Raw genomic sequence first — 23,659 nt, 5'->3', positions numbered from 1 at the left:
TCAATCAGTTAGCGATAAAGCGTTTTTCGTCAGTCAGGACCTGCAGCAACAGGCTGAGCTGCGGTTTCTGATCTTTAATTTTCTCGCCGTCGCGGCTCCAGGTGGTATAGGTGCCGTTATGGTTGAGGACCACGGTGATGGTCGGGGTGGTAATGGCCAGCGTATCGCCGTTGGCCGCGGTGACCCAGTTCCGACGTCGTGCGGCGCTAAACAGATCTTCGCCCTGCGAGTACTCATTGGCTGGCGTCGAAACGTGGAGCAGGCGCTGCATCAGCGTGGTCATCACATCTTTGTTATCGGTCAGCGTGGCAATTTCCTGCGCCGGCGTGCCCGGCCAGTGAATTACCAGCGGCACCTGCAACTGCTCGCGCGACCAGTCGAACGAGTCGTGTTTGACGTTAAGCGGCTTGCCGTGGCCGCCAGTGATAATCACCACCGTGTTGTCGAGCTTGCCGGCTGCGCGTAGCGCGGTCAGCACCCGATCAATCTGGGCATCAACATCACCTGCCGCCTTGCTGTAACGGCGGACAAAGCCCTGTTGCTGCGTGTCGTCGAGGGTCGTACCGTTGAGCGAGATCCACGAGAACCAGCGATTCTCATCCTGCGCGTAACGGTCCAGCCAGCCGATCCACTGATTGGCCGTCTGCTCGTCGCTCTGAGTCTTCGCGCTCGGTAGCGAGAAGTCGGAGAGCAGCGCCTGGCGATAGAGCGGGCTGCTAAACCCATCGGAGGAGAACAGGCCCAGCTGGTAGCCCTGCTGGTTAAGGGCGGTGATCAACGCGGCGGGAATACGCGCCGAGAGGACACCGTCCATATAGCCTGGTGAAATACCGTAGAACAGGCCAAACAGGCCGCTGTCGGCGGTATTACCCGAACTCATATGCTGGGTAAAATTGACGTTCTCTTTGGCGAACGCCGCCAGCGCCGGCATGGTCTTTTCAAACCGCGAATAGTTCAGGTTGTCGACGGTGATCAGCAGCACGTTGTAGCCCGCGCCGAGATCACGGTAGCGCAGGTTGCTGAGCGGATACTGGACCGATACCGCCTCCGGCGCCCCTTGCTCCACCAGACGACGCTGATAATCCTGGGCGTCGAGCAGGCCATGTTTCTCGAGGAAACGGCGGGCGGTCATCGGATAAGAGAGCGGCAGATTCGCCCGCTGCATCGTGATCGGGCGATAGAAGTTGGCATCCGCCCAGATATAGACCAGGTGGCTGCTGATAAACGACAGAAAGAAGAACCAGGCGACCGGGCGGGCGTAATGACGGCGGCGCGTCAGGCTGCGCAGTTTCTGCCAGCTCCAGGTGGCGAAGAGCATTTCAATCAAAAAGATGACCGGGACGCTGATAAACATCAGCTGCCAGTCGCGCGCCATCTCATTCTGGTCAGGGTTGATGACCAGCTCCCAGACGACCGGGTTTAAGTGAAGATGGAAGCGGGTGAAGACCTCGCTATCTATCAGCAGCAGCGTCATCCCGGCGGTGGCAAGGATCACCGACAGGAAGCGCATCAGGCGCTGCGAGACCACGATAAAGGTCAACGGGAAGAGGATCAGCACATAGCTGGTAAACACCAGGAAGCTGAAGTGTCCGACGAGACTGACGTACGAAAAAAGCCGTCCGGCAAGCGTCGTCGGCCAGTCGGCGACAAAAAGATAGCGGCTGCCGAGCACCATGGCCAACAACATGTTGAACAGGGCGAACCAGTGCCCCCAGCTGACCATCTGGGAGACTTTTTCTCGGTAGGGCTGACGTAGAGTCACCATATACTGTTGCTGTTATCCTTAATGCGCCGGATCGTCGTTAATGGAAGACTGCAAAGCCTGCGCGAAAGAACGGGCGATGGCCTGACGCTGCGCCGGCGCGACGCTACTGTTGATCAGGTTGGTCACCATATTGCCTAACACCATCAGTGAAAGGTCAACCGGGGCTTTGTGTGATTCCAGGACGTTCGTCAGCTCACTGAGCAACTGTTCGACCTGTTGATCGCTATAGCGGGAAATTTGCGGCATAAACTCAAAATCTGTTTGTTCGTGAAAGGGCAACATATTACCGTAGCAGCAGCTTTTTTTCCGCATTTTTTCGCCGCGACGCAAAAGCGCACCGATCGTCGGTAACAACGTCGAAATGTGTGGCGCCAGTTGCGTCGGCAACCCGGCGGTGGTTGAATACCGCCCGGTCTAAAAGGAGAGTTTAACATGAGTCTGGATATCGACCAGATTGCCCTGCATCAGTTAATCAAACGTGATGAACAAAATCTGGAGCTGGTGCTGCGCGAGTCACTGCTGGAGCCGAATGCGACGGTCGTCGAGATGATGGCTGAACTGCACCGGGTCTATAGCGCCAAAAGCAAAGCCTATGGCCTGTTCAATGAAGAGAGTGAACTGGCGCAGGCGCTGCGTCTGCAGCGTCAGGGGGAAGAAGAGTTTCTGGCGTTCAGCCGCGCGGCGACTGGTCGTCTGCGCGATGAACTGGCGAAATACCCGTTCGCCGAAGGGGGCATTGTCCTCTTCTGCCAGTATCGTTACCTGGCGGTCGAGTATCTGCTGGTGGCGGTGCTCAATAACCTGAGCAGTATGCGCGTCAACGAGGAGCTGGATATCCGCTCGACCCATTACCTGGATATTAACCATGCTGATATTGTCGCGCGCATCGATTTAACCGAGTGGGAAACCAACCCGGAGTCGACCCGCTATCTGACCTTCCTGAAAGGGCGGGTAGGGCGCAAAGTGGCCGATTTCTTTATGGATTTCCTCGGCGCCAGCGAAGGGCTTAACGCCAAAGCGCAGAACCGCGGCCTGCTGCAGGCGGTGGATGACTTCGCCGCCGATGCTCAGCTTGATAAATCCGAGCGACAGAATGTGCGTCAGCAGGTCTACGCGTACTGTAACGAACAGCTGCAGGCCGGGGAAGAGATTGAGCTGGAGTCGCTGTCCAAAGAGCTCGCCGGCGTCAGCGAAAAGAGCTTCCAGGAATTCACTGCCGCGCAGGGCTATGAGCTGGAAGAGAGCTTCCCGGCGGATCGCAGCACCTTACGCCAGCTGACCAAGTTTGCCGGCAGCGGCGGCGGATTGACCATTAACTTCGACGCCATGCTGTTAGGTGAACGCGTATTCTGGGATCCCGCCACCGATACCCTGACCATTAAGGGCACCCCGCCGAACCTGCGCGACCAGCTGCAGCGCCGGACGTCCGGCGGCAATTAAACCCCATGCCCTGTCGGCGCTATCGCTGAACGGGGATGATCTCCACGCCGCACTGCACCAGCTGCTGGCGCAGCGCGGCGTCGGGTTCACCGTCGACGATAAGCGTACTGGCGAGGTTCAGTTCGCCGATGGCAAAGGCTGACGCGGCGTTGAGCTTCTCCCGGGACGCCATCACCACGGTTTCCGCCGCTCTGGCCGCCAGTGCGCGTTTGATGCCCGCTTCTTCATAATCACCGGTAGTGAAACCTGCCCGCGGGTGGATGCCGGTCACCCCCATAAAGAACAGATCGGCATTGATCCGCGCCATACCCGCCAGCGTCTCGGCGCCCACAGCGACGACCGAATGTTTAAACACTTTGCCCCCGAGCAGGATCACCTCGATTCTCGGGTGGTCCACCAGCGCCACGGCGATGCCGGGGCTGTGGGTGACCACCGTACAGTTCAGTTCCGCAGGTAAAAAGCCGATCATTGCCGCAGTGGTGGTGCCGCCATCGACAATCACTACCTGTCCTGGCTGGATCAGCGCGGCGGCGGCGCGGGCGACCGCCTGCTTGGAGGCGATCTGCACGCTTTTGCGCGTTTCAATAGGCGCAATAGCGGCAGAAACCGGCAGTGCGCCGCCGTGGACCCGCTGCAGTTTTCCTTCCGCCGCCAGCTCGCGCAGATCGCGGCGAATGGAGTCCTCGGAGACGTTGAACCGCTGGCTTAGCTCCCCGGACATCACCTGTTTTTCCTCGGTGAGGATCTGGAGGATCTGCTGTTTTCTCTGACTGGCGAGCATGATTTTTCCTTCACGAATTATCTTGTTTGTGCCTGATTATGCATGTTATGGTGCCGGCTGTCATCTCAAAGGGGATATAACATGCAAACTCACGCACCGCACGTCCGCCACGTTCGCGAGACGCTGCTCTCTGACAACTGGTACACCCTGAAAAAATATACTTTTGAACTGCTGCGCCGGGACGGTTGCTGGCAGGAGCAGAGCCGGGAAGCCTATGATCGCGGCAACGGCGCGGTCATTTTACTCTATAACCGTGAGAAGCGGACGGTGGTCCTGACGCGCCAGTTCCGATTTCCGGTATTTACCCACGGTCATGATGGGTATCTGATTGAGGCTGCCGCCGGGCTGCTGGATAACGCCTCGCCGGAGGCGCGGATCGTTGCCGAAGCGGAAGAGGAGACCGGCTTTCGCGTGACGCGGGTCGAACCCGTCTTCACTGTCTTTATGAGTCCAGGCTCCGTGACCGAGAAGCTCTACTTTTTTATCGCGGAATATCAGGCCGATGACCGTCGGGGCGACGGCGGCGGGTTGGCGGCAGAAGGTGAGGATATTGAAGTGCTGGAGTGGCCGCTGGCGCGGGCGCTGCAGGCTATTCGCGATGGCGAGATCATGGATGCGAAAACGATAATGCTGTTGCAGCATCTGGCGCTGAATGCCGATACGCTCCTCGCCGGCTAAGCGGCAAGGAGCAGGGGAGATTAGCGCAATTCGCGGGCAATGGCGCTGTACATCAGCGCCGCTTCCAGCGGCTGGGCGTTGAAGGACGGTTCCGCCTGCGGCCAGGTCGACCACTGGACGATCACCAGATGTTCCGCGCGGTTCACCATGATCACCTGGCCATAGATCCCCAGCGCCCACAGCGAGCCCTGCAGTCCTTCCTGCGGCGTCGGCTGTACGTGTTGCGCATTGGCCGGAATGGCGTTGTTCCACCACTGATAGCCGTAGATACCTTGCGGATGCGCTGCTGAAACCGAGTTTAGCGCTTTTGTCCAGCTTGCGGCCTGGTCGAACCAGCCAGCGGGCACCAGCTGTTTGCCGTTGCTTAACCGACCATCGCGGGCGACAAACTCGCCAAAGCGGCCCCAGTCTTCGAGGGTGGCGTTAAAGCCGTGGGCGCCAACATCATGCTTCCCTTGCTGATAAGCATGCCAGACGCCATCGTGGGCCATACCCGCAGGCTGCCACAGTGATTGTTCAAGCCAGGCGGCCAGCGACATACCGGTCGCGCGTTCCAGCACATCGCCCAGCAGCCAGGCGCCGCCGGAAGAGTAGGACCACTGCTCGCCTGCCGGGTGTTTGCGCGACAGTGCCGATACGATTTTACGTACGCAATCATAGGCGCCGGGCTGCGCTTCACACTGGGTCAGGCGGGCAAAGTGCGACTGCGGATTGGTGTAATCTTCATTCCAGTCCACGCCGCTGGTATGTTGAATGAGCTGCCTGAGCGTTACACCGTCCCAGGCGGTGCCTTTTAGTTCGGGTTCATAAACGGTAATCAGGTCATCGAGGGAGTGGATTTTCCCCTGCTGAATGGCGATGCCCACCAGCGTCGAAACCACCGATTTCCCCACCGATCGCGAGGTCCACAGCGTGGTATCGGTGTTGCCGTTGCCAAGGTATTTCCAGGCGACTTTGCCATCTTTCAGCACCAGCATGCCGCTGACGTTCTCGCGCTTCAGGTAATCCTGTAGCGTCCAGGTGTGGCCGTTGAGGGTATAGCTGGCGTGGGTCAGTGGCTTTTCAGCACGCTCCAGCGGGACCGCTGCGCCGTGGCGGAAGACGTCTCCGGCATAATTGCGATAGTCGTTACGAAAGCCAACGACGCGTGACGCCTGATCCCAGGTGAGCATGTCTTTGGCCGCGGGTAGGGTTTGGTCGTAAGGGGTGGGGCAGACATCCAGCGTCAGGTCGCCGCAGTTTTGCGCCATCGCCGCCGCCGGCAGCGCCGCCAAAATTAACGCCAGAGCCAGTGGTTTTTTTATCATTTTCATTTCCTCGTTTGCCATAGTTTCGCTGCGCAGTATATAAATCGGCTCGCGAAGGCTAAAATCAGCATAGGGGGGATTTTCCCCCGCAAGGGAGAGAGGGATGAAAACCCTGCAGTATTCTTTCGCACAGATTGAGGCCTTCGCCACCATCGCCGAAACTGGCAGCCTGTCGCAGGCGGCCATTCGTTTAGCTAAAGACCGGACCACGCTTCGCGATCTGCTGGACTATCTGGAAGATGCGCTGGGCTACCGGCTGTTCAGCCGTGAAGGGCGTAGCCTGACGCTAACCGCCGAAGGCGAGCAGCTTTTTCGCCAGGCACACCTGCTGTTGCGTCAGGCGCAGGCTTTCGAGTCTTTTGCGCAAACGCTGCCGCAAACGGCCTGGCAGGCGTTACGTCTGGTGTACGATCCCTTCGTGCCGCGTGAATTTCTCTGTTTGCTGGCTGATACGCTTGCCCGGCGGCAGATCCGTTTAAGCTGCTGGAGCGCCTCGCGGCGCGAAGCCGAGCAGGCGCTGAGCGAGGGCATCGCGGATATGGCCATTTGCCAGGCTAATAATCGTACGCTGGGCAGCGAAATGGAGTGGCGGGCGCTGGGCACCGTTGATTTACGTTTTTACGCCGCGCAAGGATTGTTTACTGACGCCGCACGGCCGCTGACATTGCTGAATTTATCGCTAACGCCACAGCTGGTGATGCACCGGCGCAGTGACGATCAGATCGCCCGCCGGCTACAGATATCAGGCCATACGCTGTATATGAATGAAATCGCGCTGCTGCGCCATGCGATGGAGCAGGGGATGGGCTGGGGGTTTTTACCGGAACATTTACGGCCAGGCGAGTGGCAGGGGGTTGCTGAAATAGCTACCGAGGTCGGCAGTCAGGGACTGAACGTGACCATGGTGATGCTCTGGCTGCCCGGCATGAATAAGCACCGGATGCTGAGCGACCTCGTGGACGAGGCGCCGGAACTTTGGCGGCGCCGATAACAAAACGCCCCGGGTCAGAAGACACCAGGGCGTTTGCCATACAACTTGCTATCGGCGATTACGCGCGAACGAAGTCGATGTGGGTCAGTTTCGGCTTGAACGCGTGACGCTGAACAGCCTGAACTTTAACTTTCTCTTCTTTGCCATCGATAACGAGGGTCACAACTTCGCCGTAAAATTCAGCTTTATCCTGCATGTTCCACAGTTTGTCGTGATCCAGTTCGATAGCAACCGGAGCAGCTTCGCCACCGTAGATGATTGCCGGGAACTTGTTAGCTGCGCGCAGGCGGCGGCTCGCACCCTTACCCTGCTCTTTACGTACTTCTGCGTTGATAGTAAACATTGATGTCTCTCTATATATAAAGCCTGCAACAGGCGACCCAGCTGCAGGCAGATTATCTGCTTTGCGAATGCAAAAGCGGGCGGCATTATAGCCGCCAATCGGCACAGCGGCAATCAAAACCTCAGTTTTTGGCGGATTAACGCAGCTCATTGGCGCGACGGAAACGGCCCTGATAATCGAAAACTTTTTCCCGCACCTGCCAGTATTGCCCCTTCATTCGGGCGACGACAAAGTCAGGATGGCGCAGCAGCGCCTGCTGGGCAATGATATCCGCCGGGGTTATCCAGCGTAACGGCTCGCCCGGCGTACGGGTATGCGGGCGGATAAACAACTGCTCAAAGGCGGTACGCTGGGCGGGCGTTTGCAGACGGAAGCGCTCACTCACGTCGGCGCCGTCCTCATCATAGTAGGTGATTTTCAGCCACGGGCCTTTCTCGTCGCTACCGTGCTGCATAGCCATGCCGCTGCAGCGCAGCACCAGCGCGTCCTTTAGCTTCAGCGCCGCCTTCAGCATATCGTCCGGGTCGACCAAAATCGTGTCGCACTCGCGGCAGCGGCGGGCGGCGATATCGTTTTCCGCGTTGCACTGCGGGCAGTTTTTGAAGCGAAAGCGGAAGTCGCACTGTTCGCGGTGGCCGTCATCATCTTCAAACCAGCCCTGGCAGCGGCGGCCAAAATGCTCAATCAAGGTGCCGTCGGCGGTGGTTTTGCCCCAGAAGGTGTTGGCGAAACCACAGGCCGGGCAGAAGACCTGCACCGGCACGTTGTCGCTTTTCCCCTTCGGCGTCCCCACTTCCGGGGCGTACAGGTCATGCGGGTTGCCGGCGTAGTCGAGGATCAGGCAGTCGGTTTTGCCCGGCGCCAGGCGCAGGCCGCGGCCAACGATCTGTTGGTAAAGACTCACCGACTCGGTGGGGCGGAGGATGGCGATCAGGTCAACGTGCGGGGCGTCGAAGCCGGTAGTCAACACCGCGACGTTCACCAGATAGCGATACTCCTGCGCTTTAAACGCCTCGATAATGCGATCCCGCTCTGGTCCAGGCGTTTCCCCGGTGATCAGCGCGGCTTGCGCCGCCGGCAGCAGACCGGTTACTTCCCGGGCGTGTTCCACGGTGGCGGCGAAGATCATCACCCCTTTACGGCTTTCGGCGAACTCCACGATCTGGCTGACGATATGCGGTGTTATGCGCTGCTGGTTTTTCAGTTCGTGGTTAAGATCGGCTTCGCTGAACAGGCCGTTGCTTTGCGCCTGCAGACGGCTGAAATCGTACTGCACCACCGGCATATCAAGGCGTTCCGGTGGCGTCAGGTAGCCGTGCTTAATCATATAGCGCAGCGGCAGCTCATAGATGCAGTCGCGAAACAGTGCTTTCTCATCGCCACGTACCATGCCGTGGTAGTGAAACTGATAGATCCAACCCTTGCCGAAGCGGAACGGGGTGGCCGTCAGGCCGAGCAGCCGGAGCTGAGGATTCACCTGCCGCAGGTGGCTTATGATCTGTTGATACTGGCTGTCGTCGTCATCGCTGATACGGTGGCATTCATCGACGATGAGCAGCGAAAATTCACTGTGAAACTGATCGAGGTTGCGCGCCACCGACTGCACGCTGCCGAACACCACTTTGCCGTGGCTTTCTTTACGCTGCAGACCAGCGGCAAAGATATCCGCCTCGAGGCCAAGGGCGCAGTATTTCGCATGGTTCTGCGCCACCAGCTCTTTGACGTGGGCCAGCACCAGCACGCGGCCGCGGGCCAGCCGGGCAAGCTCGGCAATCACCAGGCTTTTGCCCGCGCCGGTGGGCAGGACAATGGTCGCCGGCTCGGTATGGCGACGAAACCAGGCGAGGGTGGCATCGACGGCTTCTTGTTGGTAGGGGCGTAATGTAAAAGTCATGAATTCACGGGGCTAATTAACTCGCGAATAGTATGCCATGAATCTTTTCCCTTGAGTGGTGTTAAGAGCCCGTTATACTAGCCAGTGAAATTCTTCTTTTTCGGGCGAGTTGCCCGCTCCAGCACTATTACAGGCTAAAAAAATTCATGCGACTTGATAAGTTTATCGCTCAGCAGCTTGGCGTCAGCCGGGCTATTGCCGGGCGTGAAATCCGCGGCAGCCGGGTTACCGTGGACGGCGACATTGTGAAAGATGCCTCTTTTAAGCTCCAGCCAGAGCACGAGGTGGAATATGATGGCAATACGCTGACCCAGCAGAACGGCCCCCGTTATTTTATGCTGAACAAGCCGCAGGGTTACGTCTGTTCCACCGACGATCCCGATCATCCTACTATCCTTTATTTTCTCGATGAGCCGGTGGCGCACAAGCTGCACGCCGCCGGGCGCCTGGATATCGACACCACCGGGCTGGTGCTGATGACCGACGACGGCCAGTGGTCGCACCGCATTACCTCGCCGCGCCACCATTGTGAAAAAACCTATCTGGTGGAGCTGGAAAGCCCGCTGGCGGAAGGGACCGCAGAGCTGTTTGCCAAAGGCGTCCAGTTGCACAATGAAAAAGATCTCACTAAGCCGGCAGTGCTGGAAGTGATCACCCCGACCGAAGTGCGCCTGACCATCAGCGAAGGGCGCTACCATCAGGTGAAACGCATGTTCGCCGCCGTGGGCAACCATGTGGTTGGCCTGCACCGGGAGCGCATCGGCGATATCCTGCTGGATGACGCGCTGGCGCCGGGTGAATATCGTCCGCTGACGGAAACGGAAATCGCCAGCGTAGGCGCCCCGCAGGCACGGAGTAAAACGTGACAGTGAAGCAGAATTCTTCTCTGGGAATTGTGTTTATCCTCGGCCTGCTGGCCATGCTGATGCCGCTGTCGATCGATATGTATCTTCCGGCGCTGCCGGTGATCGCCGCCCAGTACAACGTCCCGGACGGCAGCGCGCAGATGACGCTCAGCACCTATATCCTGGGCTTTGCGCTGGGTCAGCTGCTGTACGGGCCGATGGCAGACAGCCTTGGTCGCAAACCGGTGATCCTCGGCGGGACGCTGGTGTTCGCCGCGGCGGCGGTGGCCTGCGCCCTGTCGCAGACCATCGATATGCTCATTGTCATGCGTTTCTTCCACGGTCTGGCGGCCGCGGCCGCCAGCGTGGTGATCAATGCCCTGATGCGCGATATCTATCCGAAAGATGAGTTTTCACGGATGATGTCGTTTGTCATGCTGGTGACGACCATTGCGCCGCTGGTGGCGCCGATGGTTGGCGGGGCGGTGCTGGTCTGGTTTAGCTGGCATGCCATCTTCTGGATCCTCGCGCTGGTGGCCCTGCTGGCCTCGCTGATGATCGGCCTGTTTATCCGCGAAACGCTGCCAGCTGACAGGCGTCAGCCGTTCCATCTGCGCACCACGCTGGGTAATTTTGCCACTCTGTTCCGTCACAAGCGGGTGCTGAGCTATATGCTGGCGAGCGGTTTTAGCTTCGCGGGGATGTTCTCGTTTCTCAGCGCCGGGCCTTTTGTTTACATCAATATTAACCACGTCGCGCCTCAGCACTTTGGCTACTATTTTGCGCTGAACATTGTTTTTCTGTTCCTGATGACCATGTTCAACAGCCGGTTTGTGCGGCGGGTGGGGGCGTTGCGCATGTTCCGGGCCGGGCTGTGGATCCAGTTTGCCATGGCGGTATGGATGGTGGTTTGCGCGCTGCTGGACGTCGGCTTCTGGTCGCTGGTGATCGGCGTGGCGGCCTTTGTCGGCTGCGTATCGATGGTGTCGTCTAACGCCATGGCGGTGATCCTCGATGAGTTTCCGCATATGGCCGGCACCGCTTCGTCACTGGCCGGAACGTTTCGTTTTGGTATCGGGGCGATCATTGGTGCGCTGCTGTCGATGGCGACGTTTACCACCGCCTGGCCAATGCTGATCTCTATTGCCTTCTGCGCAACCTGTTCTATTTTCTTCTCGCTTTACGCTTCCCGTCGGCGAAAAATCGCACACTAGGTCACATTTTCAGGGGCGAAATCGCCCCTTTCTTGATACATGTCAACCAGAATGAGCTTCAGGGTTCTGCGATTTGTTTCCTTTATGTAAAATCAATTAGTGTAAAAAGTCGCATTGTTGCGATAAAAAAGTTGTTTTGGATCACAGAAACGGGTACATATAGCGCCAATCGGCTCGCCGGGTATAAAAATAACGCGCTGGTTTATAAGTGCTTAGCCCTGGCCCGCCGCGGCTGTAAACGTTTTCTGCGTCAAGGCAGGACTATTTGTCAACAGTGTGTTAATATTGATGTAAATTTATTGTGAAGCCTTTTGCTTCCGGGGAAACCACGTGAATACACAACAACTCTCTATCGTACACCGTCTGCCGCAGAGCTATCGCTGGCTGGCCGGTTTTGCGGGTTCCAGAGTTGAACCGATTCCGCAAAACGGCGCGCAGAACGAGAACAGTCTCGTTGCCCTGAAGTTGCTGAGTCCGGACGGTGAGAAAGCCTGGCCGGTTATGCATAAGCTCAGCCAGGCGTTAAGCGACATCGAAGTCGACTGTTCAGTCCTTGAGTGCGAAGGCGAACCGTGCCTGTTCGTTAACCTGCAGGATGAATTCGCCGCCACCTGTCGTCTGAAAAATTTTGGCGTGGCCATCGCCGAGCCCTTCTCCGGCAACAACCCCTTCTGACCGTCAGCTCAGCGCCAGCAGCTGGCGGGTATATTCGTGCCGGGGTGCGCTGAAGACGGACTGGCACTCGCCCTGTTCAACCACCTCTCCCTGACGCAGCACCATCACCTGATGACACAGCGCCCGCACTACGCGTAAATCATGACTGATAAAAATATAGGCCAGCTGATGCTTTTGCTGTAACGCTTTCAGCAGGTGCAGGATCTGCGCCTGAACGGTTTTATCCAGTGATGAGGTCGGCTCGTCGAGGACGATCAGCTGCGGCTTGACGATCAACGCTCTGGCGATGGCGATACGCTGCCGCTGGCCACCGGAGAAGGCTGCCGGGTAGCGCTGGCGGCTGGCCGGGTCGAGCCCAACCTCCTGCATGGCGAGGATCACTGCCTGTTCGCGTTCGGCTGCCGTCAGCGTCGGCTGGTGGACGCGCAAGCCTTCTTCAATAATCTGCTGCGCCGTCAGGCGCGGATTGAGCGACGAGTTCGGATCCTGAAAAACTACCTGCATTTGTCGGCGCAGCGGCAGCAGCTGTCGACGGTTACGCCCCTGAATCGGCTGGCCGGCAAAAGTTATCTTTCCCTCGGATGAGATCAGGCGCAGCAGCGCCAGACCGGTGGTGCTTTTTCCCGATCCCGATTCGCCCACCAGGCCCAGCGTCTCGCCGGCGCGTAGCTGAAAACTGAGGCTGTTGACCACCCGATGGTGATCGACCACCCGGCGCAGGATCCCTTTGCGAACAGGAAATGCCACGTTTAAATCATCCGCCTGCAGCAGCACCGGGGCATCGACGGCCAGCGGCACCGGCTCACCGTCTGGTTCGCTATCCAGCAGGCGTTGGGTGTAGGGATGCGCCGGCGCGCTGAACAGCGCCCGACAGTCATTTTGTTCCACACAGCAGCCGTTCTGCATCACCGCTACCCGGTCAGCCAGCTGACGGACAATGCTCAGGTTATGGGTGATAAACAGCAACCCCATGTTCAGCTCCCGCTTTAGCTCGCGCAGCAGCTGCAGGATCTGCGCCTGCACTGACACGTCCAGGGCGGTGGTCGGTTCGTCGGCGATCAGCAACTCCGGGCGCGTCAGCAGCGCCATGGCGATCATCACCCGCTGGCGCTCGCCGCCGGAGAGCTGATGCGGATAGTCCGCCAGCCGCCGCGGCGCCTGACGGATCCCGACGCGCTCCAGGCAGTCGAGGATCTCCCCGCGCGCCGCCTCTTTGCGCATTCCCCGGTGTAACGACAGCACCTCATAGAGCTGTTTTTCCAGGGTATGCAGGGGGTTGAGCGACACCATTGGCTCCTGAAAGATCATCGCGATCCGGTTGCCGCGCACGCCGCGCAGGGTCGACTCATCCGCATGCAGCAGCGACTGGCCATGAAAGCGGATATCGCCGCTGGGGTAGCTGGCCGGCGGGGTGGGGAGCAGCCGCAGCACCGACAGCGCGGAGATGCTTTTTCCTGAGCCGGATTCGCCCACCAGCGCCAGCGTCTCACCGACTGCCACCTCGAGCGACAGATTGTGCACCACGGTCTGCGTCTCGCCCTGCTGGCGAAAGGCAATAGAGAGATTGTCGATAGCTAACAGCGGGTGGGTCATATTACACCGCCTTACTCGGGTCAAAGGCGTCGCGAACCGCTTCACCGATAAAAATCAGTAGCGTCAGCAGTACGGCGACGGAGAGAAACGCGGCAATGCCCAGCCAGGGCGCCTGCAGGTTGTTTTTTCCCTGCAGCAGCAGCTCCCCGAGAGAGGGGGAGCCGAGCGGCAGACCGAAGCCGAGAAAATCCAGCGACGTCAGGGTGGTAATGGAGCTGCACAGGATAAAAGGCAGGAAGGTGAGGGTCGCCACCATTGCGTTAGGCAACATATGCCGCAGGATGATCTGCCGGTCGCTGACCCCTAGCGCCTGCGCCGCCCGGATGTAGTCGTAGTTGCGGGTGCGAAGAAATTCAGCGCGCACCACGCCCACCAGCGTCATCCAGCCAAAAAGGACGGTGATCGCCAGCAACCACCAGAAGCCCGGCTGCACGACGCTGGAGAGCAGGATGATCAGAAACAGGGTCGGCATCCCTGACCAGACTTCAATAAAGCGCTGGCCCCAGAGGTCGATTTTGCCGCCATAGTACCCCTGTATCGCCCCGGCCAGCACCCCCAGCACACTGGAGAACAGCGTCAGCAGCAGACCGAAGAGCACCGAGATGCGCGTACCATAGAGGATCCGCGCCAGCACATCGCCGCCGTTGGCGTCGGTGCCAAGCCAGTTGCTGGCCGAGGGCGGTGACGGAAAGGGGACGGTGCTGGCAAAATTAATCGTCGTGGCGCCGAAGCGCACCGGCGGCCATAGCGCCCAGCCGTGGGTGGACAGCTGGTGCTGCAGCCAGGGATCCTGATAGTCGGCGGCGGTAGCGAACGCGCCGCCAAAGGTTTGCTCGGTGTAGTTTTTTAACACCGGAACATACAGCTGGCCCCGGTACTGCACCAGCAGCGGGCGATCGTTGGCCAGCAGCTCGGCGCCGAGGCTGCAGAAGAAGAGAATTAAAAACAGCCACAGCGACCAGTAGCCGCGACGGTTGTGACGAAAGCGCGCCCAGCGGGCCTGATTAACGGGACTGAAGAAAGACATTAGCGGCCCTCAAAATCAATGCGCGGGTCGACCAGCGTATAGCTGATATCGCTGACGATATTCAGCAGCAGGCCAATCAGAGTGAAAATATAGAGCGTGCCGAACATCACCGGATAGTCGCGGGAGACCGTCGCTTCATAGCCCAGCAGACCCAGGCCGTTCAGCGAGAACATCACTTCGATCAGCAGCGAACCGGTAAAGAACATACTAATAAAGGTGGCCGGGAAGCCGGCGATCACCAGCAGCATGGCGTTGCGGAACACATGTCCCCAGAGGATCTGTTTCTCACCGACGCCTTTGGCGCGGGCGGTGACCACATACTGTTTGCGGATCTCGTCGAGGAAGCTGTTTTTGGTCAGCATGGTCAGGGCGGCAAAGCCGCCGATCACCGTCGCCAGCACCGGCAGGGTGATGTGCCACAGGTAGTCGAGGATTTTCTGATACCAGGGAAGGGTGTCGAAGTTCGGTGAGACCAAACCGCGCAGCGGGAAGAGGTCGAAATAGCTGCCGCCGGCAAAAATCACGATCAGCAGGATGGCGAACAGAAAGGCGGGGATCGCATAGCCAATAATAATCAGCGTACTGCTCCAGATATCAAAGCGGCTGCCGTTGCTGACCGCTTTGCGAATACCCAGCGGAATGGAAACCAGGTAGATAATCAGCGTACTCCACAGTCCGAGGCTCACCGAGACCGGCAGGCTGTCTTTAATCAGCTGCAGTACTGAGGCGCTGCGAAACAGGCTGTCGCCAAAATCAAAGCGCAGATAATCGCCCAGCATCTTCAGGTAACGCTCGTGCAGCGGCTTGTCAAAGCCGTAGCGGTGGGTGATCTCGGCGATGACTTCCGGATCAAGGCCCCGCCCACCGCGATAGTGCCCCTCGCTGATGTTCCCTGCGCCGGTGCGGGCATGGCTGGCGCCCATCCCGCCGTCGCCGGCACCCGGCATCCCGCCGTGCTGACCAAATTCGATGGCGGCGATGGCCTGATCGACCGGGCCGCCGGGTGCGATTTGCACAATAAAAAAGTTAATGGTGATGATGGCCCACAGGGTGGGGATCACTAACAGCAAACGGCGGATCAGGTAGCTGCCCATGGGATGTCCTTAACGTCTGTCCGCGGGGAGGGTGGCCGCTTTGTTCACGTCGTACCACCAGGTATCGAGCCCGGAGGAATAAATGGGGCGGGTCTCGGGGAAAGAGAACTTATTCCACCACGCGGTGCGGTCCTGCGCCATATACCACATCGGCAGCATGTAGTTATTCCAGGTGAGCACGCGGTCCAGCGCCCGACCGAGGGGGATCAGTTTCTGCTTATTGCCCTGCCACTGCAGGATCTGCGCAATCAGCTTATCCACTACCGGGCTTTGCACCCCCGGTGCGTTATAGCTGGAGTGAATATAGTCTGAGGCCCAGGAGATTTGCAGGTCGGTGCCGGGCCAGGGCATGGCACGCCACAGGCTCGGCATCATGTCGTAATCACGGCTGCGGCGACGGTTGCTGTACTGCGAGTTATCAACCTGACGAATATCCATGACGATCCCCAGGCGCTGCAGGTTATGCTGAAACGGCAGCAGCCAGCGGTCATTGCCACCGGCTGGCATCAGCAGTTCAAAGCGCAGCGGCTTGCCGGTGGCGGCGTTGACCCGGCGCTGGTTTTTTACCGTCCAACCCGCCGCATTGAGCAGGGCGTCGGCTTTGAGTAAGTTGTCGCGGTCGAAGCCATCGCCGCGGGAGACCGGCGGCTGGTAAACCTGGCTGAAGACCTCCGGGGGCAGTTCGTTTTTCATCGGCGTCAGCAGGGCCAGCTCGGCGGCGTCGGGCAGGCTGCGGGCGGCATATTCGGTGTTCTGGAAATAGCTGTTGGCGCGCTGATAGGCGCTGTAAAACAGCGCCTTGTTCATCCATTCAAAATCGAACGCCAGGGTAATGGCCTCCCGCACCCGGCGATCGGCAAAAACCGGGCGCTGAATATTGAACGCCAGCCACTGGGTATCCTGCGCCGAGGTATTTGTATGCTCATCTTTAATAATGTAGCCGCGGCTGAAGTTGCGACCGACGTAGCGGGTAGCCCAGTTTTTGGCGACGGTCTCTTCCCGGCGATCGACGGCTCCCGCTTTAAAGGCTTCGAAAGCGACATTGTCGTCGAGATAATAGTCATAGCGCAGCGTATCGAAATTCCAGCGACCCCGGTTGACCGGCAGGTCGGCCGCCCAGTAGTCGGCGACGCGTGAATAAGTAATGTATTGCCCCATTCGCCAGGCGCTGATGCGGTATGGCCCGCTGGCCAGCGGCGGCTTCGACAGCGGGTCGCTGAGTTTGTGCTGGCGCCAGAACGACTCAGGCATCACCGGCAGGCTCAGCAGACTCAGCATGTTCTCTTTGCCGGGCTGGCCGAGGTCGATTCGTACGGTCAACGGGGCGATGGCCTTAACGGTGGTGCCTTTATAAAACAAACGGAACTGTGGCACCCCTTCGGTCATAAACTTGTTGAAGGTAAATGCAACGTCCCGGGCGGTGATTGGCGTGCCGTCATGGAAGCGGGCGTGCGGGTTGAGAGCGATCTCCATCCAGGAATAGTCCTCGGCATAGCGCGCCCGCTCGGCAATCAGCGGGTAGTAGCTGCCGGGCTCATCATCCGAGGTGGTGAACAGGGTATCGTAGAGCGCCTCAGTGCGCACGGCGGGATTGCCGCGCAGTGCGTAGCGGTTGAAGTTATCAAAGGTGCCGATCGCCGCCAGGGTGAGGGTGCCGCCTTTCGGCGCCTCAGGATTGACATAATCAAAATGGCTGAAGCTGGCGGCGTATTTGGGTTCACCGATAATCGCAAAGGCGACGCTTTCTTTTATTGTTTGCGCCTTAGCGCTAAGGCTAAACAGAGCAAGCAGAATTAAAAAGAGGCGCGCATACATAGGCGGCAGAATACCTTGTCACGGTCGGCCCCCATAGCCGACCTCTGTTCCCGCATCATATGTGAGACTTAGCGCGTTGTGAAATAATTCGCAGGTTCATCATGCGCGGCGACCAGCGCCTCCAGCGATAGCGGACGGCTTATCCAGTACCCTTGCAGGAAATTGACGCCCTGGGCACGAAGCCACTCCGCCTGTTCCTGGGTCTCCACTCCTTCAGCGACGGTCATTAATTTCAGCCGGCGGCTGAGGGTCAGTACCGCATCCAGCACCGGCGAGGTCACGGTTTCGGTGCCAATCGCCTGCACAAAGCCGCGATCGATCTTCAGATAATCGAAGTTATAGCGTTCGAGATAAATCAGCGCGCTATGCCCGGTACCAAAATCATCTATTGCGATTTCAAAACCCTGCTGGTGGAGCCAGGCGAAGTTAGCGATCGATTTTTCTTTATCAATCATGGCCCGCTCGGTCACCTCCAGCACCACGTGAAAATGGTCGGCGGGCAGCGCGGCGGCAAAGCGCAGCATATCGTCGCGGAAGCTGTCAGCCTGCAGATGGGCAGGGGAAATATTCAGCCCCAGCTTGACGCCGCGCGGCAGGATCCGTTTAAGCACTTGACCATCGCTGGCGATCAGCGCCAGCAGGTGATGGGTCAGCGGAACGATCATCTGCTGGGTTTCCGCCAGATTAATAAAGACGTCGGGCGGGATTTCACCCACCACCGGATGGCGCCAGCGCATAAGCACCTCCACGCCGCTGATACGCAGGGTCTGGGCATTCACGACCGGCTGATAGACGACGTAGAACTGGTTATTTTTGATCCCCAGCAGTATCGATTTTCGCGGATCGGATTTGATCGTCAGCACGTAATAACAGAGCAACCCCGCCAGCAGGCCGCACACTACCCCGAGCAACAGGGCAAACTGTGTATTTTCCGCCAGCCAGCTGTTGGCATACAGGTAGACCTTCAGCGGTAAACCGTCGATCTGTAACTGGCGGATCGGTTCGTTATGCAGGGTTTGCGGATCCACCAGCCGATTACTGAAGGTGGAGATGGCGGTATGGCCGATGGCCAGCGCAATACCGCTGAAATCATTTTGTCGTGCGGAATAGAGGATATACGGCGTGAGATTGGCGTTGATCGATACGAAAATGCCGCTGTTTGCATCATCGGGTTTGCTGACCCATAACGCCAGCGCTGCGCTTTTCGGCATCATCGGCGTACCCGGCAAAATCGCCATATCAACGGGTTTGCGAATATCGATCGCCGGGATAAGCTGAGTAAGGGGCGTATTCATGGCCCCTGTCGCCGAGGAGCAAAAGACGACGCCATTTTTAACCAGCAGAAACGCGCGAACGTTGGGGCTGAAAGCGGCATGGGAGGTGAGTCCGGAGTCGATATTCTCGCAGGGCTGATCCACCAGCGGCTGCAGGCCATCAATAGTCTCACGGAGATCGTGAAAATAGCTTTTAAGATAAGTGTCAACGTTGTTGATAATGGCGTCGAAACGCTCTGCCCGGTTATGGTAAATCACCATAAACTGAATGCAGCCGGCCAGCAGCGCGACGATAATCCCCACGCACAGGCTGGTTAACCAGATTTTACGCTGGGGTGAAAAGTAGCGAGTAAGCATAGCTATAGTCTTTCCGTGTTATTGAATCGCATCAACGGTTTGTCGGTCGTCGTTTTTCTCATTCCCACTTAAAAGACATAGCTTATTTTGCGGCGTTCAGAATCAGGTGGCAAAAAAAAACACTGCCGGGGCAGTGTTTTTTTATCCCGCCTCCAGCCAAGGGATAACCGGCGGCGGTAGAGGACAGTTTACGAGCGGCTCAGAACTCGACGCGCTTCGTTGTAGCGCTTTTTCCAGTACGGTTCATCCATGCTGGAGATGGTCACCCCGCTGCTGGTGGAGGCGTGAACGAACTGGTTGTTGCCGAGATAGATCCCGACGTGGCGGCCGGTAGAGCCGGCGCGGAACAGAACCAGATCGCCAGTACGCAGCTGGGTACGGGAAATCGATTTTCCGGTTTCCTGCTGTTCAGAGGTTGAACGCGGCAGTTCCAGACCAAATTGTTCGCGGAAGGTGCGCTGCACAAACGCTGAGCAGTCGATACCTTTACGGGTGCTGCCGCCGAGGCGGTAACGCACGCCTTTCCAGCTGGCATACTGATCCATTAAACGGGACTTCACGTCCAGGTTACGGACCATCGTTTCAAATTCATCCTGAGAGGCTTGCAGTGATGATAAATCGCCACTACCCACAGCATGCGTCTCAGAATGCATATTCCTGGCGGTACTTGTTGAACTACACGCGGAAAGCAGAACCGCTACTGCAATCGCGGGGGCTACCCGCAAGATGTATCTCAAAATCGGCTGAGATTTGACCATGCTGTTTATTTTCCCTTGTTGTCCTTAACGACAATGTCGTTATAAAAAATGCCAAACGTGTTAGAGCCTAAATACCCATCCGCAATGAGACAATTCCTTAAGCTTAAATTTGTGCAGTCACGCACAAATTTATTCATGCCCTGAATTAATGTTGCGGAAAAGGCAAAACGAGAACGAGATTACCCTATCAAACGCCGCATGGCGAGCGGTTTTGCGCGATTTCTTATAAGTATTTTGGTGACAAAAAGTGAATCATCGGGAAAGGACAAAATAGCGCCAGTATCGGGTAAAAAACAGACAATTCCTTCATTTGTCACGGGATTAATGTGACAAGAAGATGAACATCATGTTGAAAAAAAGCGCAATTGAAAAAGGGGACCCAAAAGGTCCCCTTATAGATAATGACGCCAGACGGCGACCACGACATTATTTGGCCGATATTCCGCCGGGCAGAGAGCGATCGAAAAGGGCGATCAATTTATCGCTCAGCGGTGTCATCAATACCCACGGCGCGCCAATCAGCACGGCGGTCAGGGAGCCGACGGCAATATCGCTGAACCAGTGAGCGCCAATCATGACGCGCGGGAAAGCAAAGACCACAAATATCACCAGCGCCACGGTTAGCGCGCGGCGGCCGAAATAGCGCCACATAAAGCTCGCGAAGATCAGCAGCATCATCCCATGATCGCCAGGGAAGCTGTCCTTGGAGGCGTCTTTGGTGGGGAAATTGACGACATCGCTGACGCGGGTGACATCGTGGAAAAACAGCGACGGGCTGGCGCGCTGTACCGGCATCAGGTGCTGCGCCAGCTGGTTAATGATCACCGCGGCCAGCAGCATCACCAGGCCCATGATGGCAATCTGGCGACGGCCTGCTGGCGGCGCTTTAAGCCAGTAGCGGAGCATCAGGCAGCCCATCGCCAGCAGCGAACAGGCGTCGAAGGCGCGATTGTTGATGATCGCCAGCAGCCAGGCATAGGCGTGGCTGAGGCTGACGCCATGGTTAAAGAAATGGAAGATCGCGGAGTCGACCGGCGACCAGGCGCCGTGGTTGACCGGCAGATACCAGGAGCAAAATAGCGCCACACCCGCGATGTTAAGCAGCAGAATTAAAGGAATTCGGTTTTTCATCATAGCCATTGCGATTTTGTGACAGTCGGCGGCAACCTTAGCCGCCTCAACTTAAACGAAGCCTCAACAGTGAGGTCTGGAGCGCGTTCCAGTCGGCTTCGTTCGCCGAGATAAGCTCGATTCGGCTATCGGGTGGGGGGACGCTCAGAGTCTCGATATGCCAATCCTCGCCCTGGCGGTTGATCCTCACGGCCCCTTCGGCAATGCGCATCACGCCTTTGACGCGCGCCACGGGCGCCAGCCGTGCCCATTCGAGCAGGCCGATGGTCTCAAAGACCGTTTCCGCGTCGAAAATCCAGCCGCAGGCCTGATAGCCCTGGCCGCTGTTGAGGTGGCGGCGCCAGCGCTGGTGCTCGGGCAGGCTGAGTGCGGCGAGACCGCTGGTCGGGCGAGAGTGGTGAACATGCTCCGCGCTCGCCGGCAACGGGGCGGTGTTGCGGCGCGGCTCATCGAGCAGGGCGAGGTCGATATTACCCTGGGTTGTCGACACCTTGCGACGATCGCCGCCCCAGCGCTGCCACCAGTCGGCCAACGCCTGGGCGCTTTCGGGCGTTTCCCGATCGTTTTTATTGGCCACAATGATGTCCGCCGCGGCCAGCTGATCGCGGAAATTGTCGTTATTGACGACTTTTTCATCCAGCAGCTGACGGGGATCGAGGATGCACACCGTAGCGCGCAGATCGATCCAGGGTTCATACACCGCTGCGGTGAGGATATCGAGGATCTGCTTCGGGTGGCCAAGGCCGGTGGGTTCGATCAGCAGGCGATCGGGTTTACCCTGGCGCAGCAGGGTATTCAGCCCAACCTGCATCGGCAGGCCGTTAACGCAGCACATGCAGCCGCCGGGGATCTCTTTGAGCAGGGCGCCGCTGTCGGCCAGCAGCGCGCCGTCTATCCCGACTTCGCCAAACTCATTCACCAGTACGGCCCATTTTTCATCCGCAGGCTTCTGCGCCAGCAGATGAAGAATTGAGGTCGTCTTACCGCTGCCGAGAAAGCCGGTGATCAAATTGGTTCTGGTCACTCTTTTCTCCAGGATAAATGTAATGTTGTAACAGTTACGCCTATCCTGACGAAAAAAGGGGGAAAAGAGAAGTCCTGAGGCGGACAGAAGAAGTTTCTGTCCGCATAAGCGCAAATATTGTTAAGAATTTAGCGCGCGGGCCACGGCCTCGCGGGCACCGTGCGTCGCCAGTTGCTGCCAGGCGGCGCGGATCCCGGCGACAAACTGCGCGTTGTGCGGCAGGTCGCGGCCAAATATTTCCTCCAGACCCAGTAGCGCATCGACGCGCTGCTGCTCATCGCTCTGCGCCACCCGCTGCTGGATCTTGTCGACCAGCGGATCGCGCACGTCGATCGTCTGACCCGCGTCGTCCGTACCACTGACGTAGCGCATCCAGCCGGCAACGCCGAGGGCCAGCAGCGGCCAGCGGCTGCCGCGCTCAAGATGTACGCGGATGCCGTCGAGCATGCGCTGGGGCAGTTTCTGGCTGCCGTCCATGGCGATTTGCCAGGTGCGGTGTTTGAGCGCCGGATTACTGAAGCGGTCGATGAGGCTGTCGGCATAGGCCTCGAGATCGACGCCGGTAATGGTCAGCGTCGGAGCCTGTTCGTCAAGCATCAGCTGGCGAGCGGCGCGGCGGAAAACGTTATCCTGCATGCAGTCGCTGACGTGCGCATGACCTGCCAGATAGCCAAGCCAGGCGAGAAAAGAGTGGCTGCCGTTGAGCATCCGCAGCTTCATTTGCTCCCAGGGCAGCACGTCGTCGGTCATCTGCACGCCGGCCGTCTCCCAGGCCGGTCGTCCGGTGACGAAGTGGTCTTCGACCACCCACTGAATGAAGGGTTCGCAGCTGATGGCGCAGGGATCGTCGACCCCCAGCACGGCGGCGATTTCCGCCAGCGACTCGGCGGTGGCCGCAGGAACAATGCGATCCACCATGGTGCCCGGGAAGCTGACATTATCGGCGATCCAGTTCGCCAGCGCCGGGCTGCGTTTTTCCGCCATACCGAGGACGGCATTTTTCACCACGTGGCCGTTGTCGGGAATGTTATCGCAGGAGAGCACGGTAAAGGGCGGCAGGCCCCGTTCCCGGCGGCGGGCCAGCGCTTCCACTAAAATACCGGGAGCCGACTGCGGCAGCGTCGGATTCTCCAGATCGTGAACGATGCGCGGATGCGTCGGATCCAGCTTGCCGGTCGCCGGATCGATGCAATAGCCTTTTTCGGTGATGGTCAGCGAGACAATCGCCACCTGCGGCTCGCAAAATTTTTCGATAATTGCCGCCAGCGAATCGAGCCTGGCGTTCAGGCATTCGTGCACCGCGCCGATCACGATGGGCTGGTTACCGTCGGCGCCTTTTTCCAGCACGGTAAACAGATGGTCCTGTTCGCGAAGCTGGCTCATCAGCGTATCGCCACTGAACAGACTGATTTCACAGATCCCCCAGTCGCCACCGACGTTATTCAGCACGCGATCGGTCAGCAGCGCCTGGTGCGCGCGATGAAACGCGCCAAAGCCGAAATGGACAATACGCGAGCGGAGCTGGCTGCGATCGTACTGAGGACGTTGCACGTTTTCCGGTAGCGTAGCGGTTGCAATTGTTGTCATTCTTTACACACCTGTTTAACTGCTTATTAACAATGCCAGTCTAAAGTTATATGACAGGAAATTAAA

21 protein-coding genes are annotated in these 23,659 nt (G+C 58.3%); 6 read left to right on the top strand and 15 right to left on the bottom strand.

All coding sequences use genetic code 11. The annotated features are described in order from the left end of the window. Positions 1-4: 4 nt before the first annotated feature. Both yejM and AS136_RS07375 read right to left on the bottom strand, forming a co-directional pair. Positions 5-1,765, bottom strand: coding sequence for an LPS biosynthesis-modulating metalloenzyme YejM (gene yejM / locus AS136_RS07380; protein ID WP_008803994.1), 1,761 nt, complete (start codon positions 1,763-1,765; stop codon positions 5-7). A gap of 18 nt (positions 1,766-1,783) precedes the next feature. Continuing rightward, positions 1,784-2,011 (bottom strand): YejL family protein, encoded by a 228-nt coding sequence (locus tag AS136_RS07375; protein ID WP_004195346.1) that lies wholly within the window; start codon positions 2,009-2,011, stop codon positions 1,784-1,786. A gap of 186 nt (positions 2,012-2,197) precedes the next feature. Between AS136_RS07375 and yejK the strand changes: the two genes are divergently transcribed. After that, the gene (gene yejK, locus AS136_RS07370) at positions 2,198-3,205 is read left to right on the top strand and encodes a nucleoid-associated protein YejK (protein WP_008803995.1); all 1,008 of its coding nucleotides are present in this window, start codon (positions 2,198-2,200) and stop codon (positions 3,203-3,205) included. Between the two features lie 19 nt (positions 3,206-3,224). Here the strand turns inward: yejK and AS136_RS07365 are convergent, their stop codons facing one another. Further along, positions 3,225-3,986 (bottom strand): DeoR/GlpR family DNA-binding transcription regulator, encoded by a 762-nt coding sequence (locus tag AS136_RS07365; protein ID WP_023323040.1) that lies wholly within the window; start codon positions 3,984-3,986, stop codon positions 3,225-3,227. 81 nt (positions 3,987-4,067) lie between these two features. On the opposite strand from AS136_RS07365, the gene AS136_RS07360 reads away from it, so the two are divergent. Continuing rightward, positions 4,068-4,664, top strand: a complete 597-nt coding sequence (locus tag AS136_RS07360) for an NUDIX domain-containing protein (RefSeq protein ID WP_012541012.1) — start codon at positions 4,068-4,070, stop codon at positions 4,662-4,664. Positions 4,665-4,684: 20 nt separating this feature from the next. Here AS136_RS07360 and AS136_RS07355 read toward each other — a convergent pair whose 3' ends face one another. Next, positions 4,685-5,971, bottom strand: coding sequence for a serine hydrolase domain-containing protein (locus AS136_RS07355; RefSeq protein WP_023323039.1), 1,287 nt, complete (start codon positions 5,969-5,971; stop codon positions 4,685-4,687). A 103-nt stretch (positions 5,972-6,074) separates the two neighbouring features. On the opposite strand from AS136_RS07355, the gene AS136_RS07350 reads away from it, so the two are divergent. Beyond that, positions 6,075-6,962 (top strand): LysR family transcriptional regulator, encoded by an 888-nt coding sequence (locus tag AS136_RS07350; RefSeq protein ID WP_008803999.1) that lies wholly within the window; start codon positions 6,075-6,077, stop codon positions 6,960-6,962. Positions 6,963-7,020: 58 nt separating this feature from the next. On the opposite strand, the gene rplY is transcribed toward AS136_RS07350, so the two are convergent. Both rplY and AS136_RS07340 read right to left on the bottom strand, forming a co-directional pair. After that, positions 7,021-7,305: a 50S ribosomal protein L25 gene (gene rplY / locus AS136_RS07345; protein ID WP_008804000.1), complete on the bottom strand. Its 285-nt coding sequence runs from the start codon at positions 7,303-7,305 to the stop codon at positions 7,021-7,023. 136 nt (positions 7,306-7,441) lie between these two features. After that, positions 7,442-9,199 (bottom strand): DEAD/DEAH box helicase, encoded by a 1,758-nt coding sequence (locus AS136_RS07340; protein ID WP_063266732.1) that lies wholly within the window; start codon positions 9,197-9,199, stop codon positions 7,442-7,444. Positions 9,200-9,345: 146 nt separating this feature from the next. Between AS136_RS07340 and rsuA the strand changes: the two genes are divergently transcribed. From rsuA to AS136_RS07325, 3 genes are all read left to right on the top strand, one after another. Further along, positions 9,346-10,065 (top strand): 16S rRNA pseudouridine(516) synthase RsuA, encoded by a 720-nt coding sequence (rsuA, locus tag AS136_RS07335; protein WP_008804002.1) that lies wholly within the window; start codon positions 9,346-9,348, stop codon positions 10,063-10,065. Then, positions 10,062-11,258, top strand: a complete 1,197-nt coding sequence (locus AS136_RS07330; RefSeq protein ID WP_008804003.1) for a Bcr/CflA family multidrug efflux MFS transporter — start codon at positions 10,062-10,064, stop codon at positions 11,256-11,258. Before rsuA ends, AS136_RS07330 begins: the two co-directional genes overlap by 4 nt. A gap of 330 nt (positions 11,259-11,588) precedes the next feature. Then, entirely contained in the window at positions 11,589-11,933 is a 345-nt protein-coding gene (locus tag AS136_RS07325) for a YejG family protein (protein ID WP_002912974.1), read from the top strand. A gap of 3 nt (positions 11,934-11,936) precedes the next feature. On the opposite strand, the gene yejF is transcribed toward AS136_RS07325, so the two are convergent. The 9 genes from yejF to AS136_RS07280 form a co-directional block, all read right to left on the bottom strand. After that, entirely contained in the window at positions 11,937-13,526 is a 1,590-nt protein-coding gene (yejF, locus tag AS136_RS07320) for a microcin C ABC transporter ATP-binding protein YejF (protein ID WP_023298005.1), read from the bottom strand. A 1-nt stretch (position 13,527) separates the two neighbouring features. After that, positions 13,528-14,553: a microcin C ABC transporter permease gene (locus AS136_RS07315; RefSeq protein ID WP_012967542.1), complete on the bottom strand. Its 1,026-nt coding sequence runs from the start codon at positions 14,551-14,553 to the stop codon at positions 13,528-13,530. After that, positions 14,553-15,647 carry a microcin C ABC transporter permease YejB gene (locus AS136_RS07310; RefSeq protein ID WP_008804006.1) on the bottom strand — a complete coding sequence of 365 codons (1,095 nt, stop codon included), beginning with the start codon at positions 15,645-15,647 and terminating at the stop codon, positions 14,553-14,555. Before AS136_RS07310 ends, AS136_RS07315 begins: the two co-directional genes overlap by 1 nt. Before the next feature lie 9 nt (positions 15,648-15,656). Next, positions 15,657-17,462 (bottom strand): extracellular solute-binding protein, encoded by a 1,806-nt coding sequence (locus tag AS136_RS07305; protein WP_023323037.1) that lies wholly within the window; start codon positions 17,460-17,462, stop codon positions 15,657-15,659. Positions 17,463-17,530: 68 nt separating this feature from the next. Further along, a complete protein-coding gene (locus AS136_RS07300) occupies positions 17,531-19,093 on the bottom strand; it encodes a cyclic di-GMP phosphodiesterase (protein WP_023298002.1) in 1,563 nt (520 codons plus the stop codon). 188 nt (positions 19,094-19,281) lie between these two features. Next, positions 19,282-19,851, bottom strand: a complete 570-nt coding sequence (gene mepS, locus AS136_RS07295; protein WP_004201653.1) for a bifunctional murein DD-endopeptidase/murein LD-carboxypeptidase — start codon at positions 19,849-19,851, stop codon at positions 19,282-19,284. Between the two features lie 426 nt (positions 19,852-20,277). Continuing rightward, entirely contained in the window at positions 20,278-20,991 is a 714-nt protein-coding gene (locus AS136_RS07290) for a phosphatase PAP2 family protein (protein ID WP_162494464.1), read from the bottom strand. 37 nt (positions 20,992-21,028) lie between these two features. Then, the gene (locus AS136_RS07285; RefSeq protein ID WP_012967545.1) at positions 21,029-22,006 is read right to left on the bottom strand and encodes a CobW family GTP-binding protein; all 978 of its coding nucleotides are present in this window, start codon (positions 22,004-22,006) and stop codon (positions 21,029-21,031) included. 120 nt (positions 22,007-22,126) lie between these two features. Then, complete coding sequence (locus AS136_RS07280; protein ID WP_023323035.1) at positions 22,127-23,593, bottom strand: mannitol dehydrogenase family protein; 1,467 nt, start codon at positions 23,591-23,593, stop codon at positions 22,127-22,129. Positions 23,594-23,659: the final 66 nt, after the last annotated feature.

It is taken from the genome of Klebsiella sp. D5A (assembly GCF_001620885.1).
GTDB classification, from domain to species: domain Bacteria; phylum Pseudomonadota; class Gammaproteobacteria; order Enterobacterales; family Enterobacteriaceae; genus Klebsiella; species Klebsiella variicola.
Note: the sequence above shows the minus strand (reverse complement) of the source record. Positions and strands in the feature narration are given on the sequence as shown.